At 48.2% G+C, this 2,735-nt stretch carries 3 protein-coding genes and 2 pseudogenes; all 5 read left to right on the forward strand.

Features of this window, described 5'->3' with window-relative positions; all coding sequences use genetic code 11:
• Positions 1 to 131: 131 nt before the first annotated feature.
• Positions 132 to 1,025, forward strand: a complete 894-nt coding sequence (locus NDI45_RS30730) for a pirin family protein (RefSeq protein ID WP_348250065.1) — start codon at positions 132 to 134, stop codon at positions 1,023 to 1,025.
• Positions 1,018 to 1,431 (forward strand): hypothetical protein, encoded by a 414-nt coding sequence (locus NDI45_RS30735; RefSeq protein ID WP_348250066.1) that lies wholly within the window; start codon positions 1,018 to 1,020, stop codon positions 1,429 to 1,431. Before NDI45_RS30730 ends, NDI45_RS30735 begins: the two co-directional genes overlap by 8 nt.
• A gap of 44 nt (positions 1,432 to 1,475) precedes the next feature.
• Positions 1,476 to 1,571, forward strand: a pseudogene (locus tag NDI45_RS30740) (DUF5996 family protein); the annotation flags it as partial.
• A gap of 167 nt (positions 1,572 to 1,738) precedes the next feature.
• On the forward strand, positions 1,739 to 2,314 hold the full coding sequence (locus NDI45_RS30745; RefSeq protein WP_348250067.1) for a TMEM175 family protein: 576 nt from the start codon (positions 1,739 to 1,741) through the stop codon (positions 2,312 to 2,314).
• Between the two features lie 278 nt (positions 2,315 to 2,592).
• A pseudogene (locus NDI45_RS30750) lies at positions 2,593 to 2,735 on the forward strand (CPBP family intramembrane glutamate endopeptidase); the annotation flags it as partial.

Raw genomic sequence — 2,735 nt, forward strand, 5'->3', positions numbered from 1 at the left:
GGCATCCGTTAAATCGACGATGTAACGCTTCTGACTCATAATGATCTTCCTGGATTTGAGTCACCTTACCAGAAATAACCCCACCAGGCAAAGTTCCCTTGGCAGACTACTAGTTCTGAAGAGGCAATTCTATGACTGTCCCCACTCAAACGTCTCGAACCGTTGCCGGAGTAATCAACAGCGTTGAAACACTCGAAGGTGCCGGATTTCTTGTACGTCGGCCCTTTCACAAAAGTAGCTTCTCTGAATTTGACCCGTTTCTCCTCCTCGACGAGTTGGGTCCGATTAATCTAAAGCCGGGTCAGGCAAAAGGTGCACCCGATCATCCGCACCGGGGCTTTGAAACCGTCAGCTATGTCTTGGATGGACGGTTAGAACACAAAGATTCTGCGGGGCACGCCGGGCTACTAAATCCGGGTGACGTCCAGTGGATGACAGCAGGTGCCGGGGTCGTGCATTCCGAGATGCCGGAGTCAATGTTTACCCAAACTGGTGGACGGCTCCACGGCATTCAACTATGGGTCAATCTGCCACAACAAGACAAAATGATGCCACCCCGCTATCAGGAAATTCCAGCGGCTCACATTCCGGTCGCTCAAACCGAAGATGGGTCTGTAACGGTGCGGGTGATTGCGGGAGAAGCGTTAGGGGCAAAAGCCGTAATTCAGACGCGCACGCCGATAACTTACCTCCACTTCACACTGCAACCAGGGGCAACGATGATCCAGCCTGTACCAAAAGAGTACAACGCCTTTGTCTATGTACTGGAGGGGTCTGGGTTGTTTGGGACAGAGCCAGCGCCTGGTGATGATGGGCAGATGGTGCTCTTTTCTCAAGATGGAGAAGATGTGGCGATCTCCAACCCTGCTGATGCTCAGCGCCCTCTAGATCTTCTGCTGATTGCAGGTGTACCCCTTAACGAACCAGTCGTGCGCTACGGTCCGTTTGTCATGAACACTGAAGCTGAAATTACCCAAGCGATCAACGACTACCAGGAAGGAAGGATGGGACGGATTGATGCTTAACACATCTGAATATCAGATTAGTCAACATCAACGCTTGAGTGAGTTACGAATCAAACTACTGCATCTGCACAAGCTTTTACTAGAGACTGAGCGTCTTACCTATGAGCAAGTTCGAGGGCAAGTTTCTAGAGGTGAATTGCTACAACTGGTGATTAGTCATGAGCAGTTTGCCTGGTTGCATCGACTCTCAGCATTGATTATCCAAATCGATGAGTTGCTTCATGCCGATGAATCTGTTACATCAGAGGCAATTGAAGCGATCGACAGTGACATTCGTACACTGCTCAGCCCCGACGAATTGGGCGATGATTTTGCTATGAAGTATAATACGGCGCTTCAACGCCACCCCGATGTCGTGTTAGCTCATGCAGATGTCATGATGTTGCTGACCTCTGACAGTATTTAACCTCCAAAATTCACAGATTCTGAACTTGCTCCGATTGTGTAATTGCAAACCTCCTTGCTTTTCTCCAAAGCACCTATGAGGCAGCAGCCAATTTAGGACATTGGGATCGAGTAGCCCTGGAGCGTTCCCCAACCGTGTAAGGCTAACAAATTGCAAATCGCTGAAGCGGATGGACTAGCGACATTGATACAAAGTTTGAGGCATCCGCTGCCACTTAGAGATACTGAATGGATAGTGGATAACCGGACACTATTTTTACAAACGGCAGTTATACAACGCGGTAAGCAAACAAGGAGCATACCCAAAAATGGTTAAAAGTAGGTTAGAAGCATTCAGTGATGGGGTAATTGCTATTATTATCACCATTATGGTACTGGAGTTAAAAATACCTCATGAGTCAGATTTAGCTGCACTACGTCCGTTGATCCCAATCTTTCTAAGCTATGTGTTGAGTTTCGTGCATGTTGGTATTTACTGGAACAATCACCATCACCTGTTTCAGGCAGTCCGACAAGTGAATGGTTCAACTTTGTGGGCAAACCTACATTTGTTGTTCTGGTTATCATTATTTCCCTTTGTCACCACATGGATGGGTGAAAATCACTTTGCTGCCTTGCCTGTGGCGCTTTATGGTGTGGTTCTATTGTTGGCTGCGATCGCCTACTTCACTCTGACTCGCACACTTGTTTTTCACCACGGTCAAGATTCCACACTTGCAACCGCTCTTGGTCGGAATTTTAAAGGCAAGTCATCGGTATTGATTTATGCAGTTACAATTCCACTTGCTTTTGCAATCCCTTGGCTTGCATGTGCATTATACGTTCTGGTTGCAGTTCTGTGGCTCATTCCCGATCGTCGTATCGAAAAGGCGTTGAACTCATAAAGTTCCATTTTTGATGCAACAAAAACCAGCTAACAAACCCTCTGCACCAGCACGAATATAGGTTGTTGGTCACAGACAAAGGTGATCTGAATCCGGTGCGCGGGACCATTATGCCGCTTAAACCTAAGACGGGAATGTGGCTGGTTCTCGTACTGCGACATCTGGCGCTTTCGCGGCAACAAGATTGTCGAATTAAGAGCTTTCGTAATCCCAGCCGAAGTCAAGGCTGAAACCAGCAATGCAGGGTAAATCATTTGCAAAAGTCAGGATGTATTCCCATGAAAAACGCAACTTATGTGGAGGCTGCTCGGTGGGGTAAGTATCGGGGGTGGCGGTATGTTCTGGGTCTAGTGGTCATTCTCTTTGCGTGGCTGGTGGTCGGGACTGGTGCCAGCGTACTCGTCGCGATCGCGTTTAGCGG

This window comes from Leptolyngbya sp. GB1-A1 (assembly GCF_039962475.1).
GTDB lineage: Bacteria > Cyanobacteriota > Cyanobacteriia > Elainellales > Elainellaceae > Leptolyngbya_A.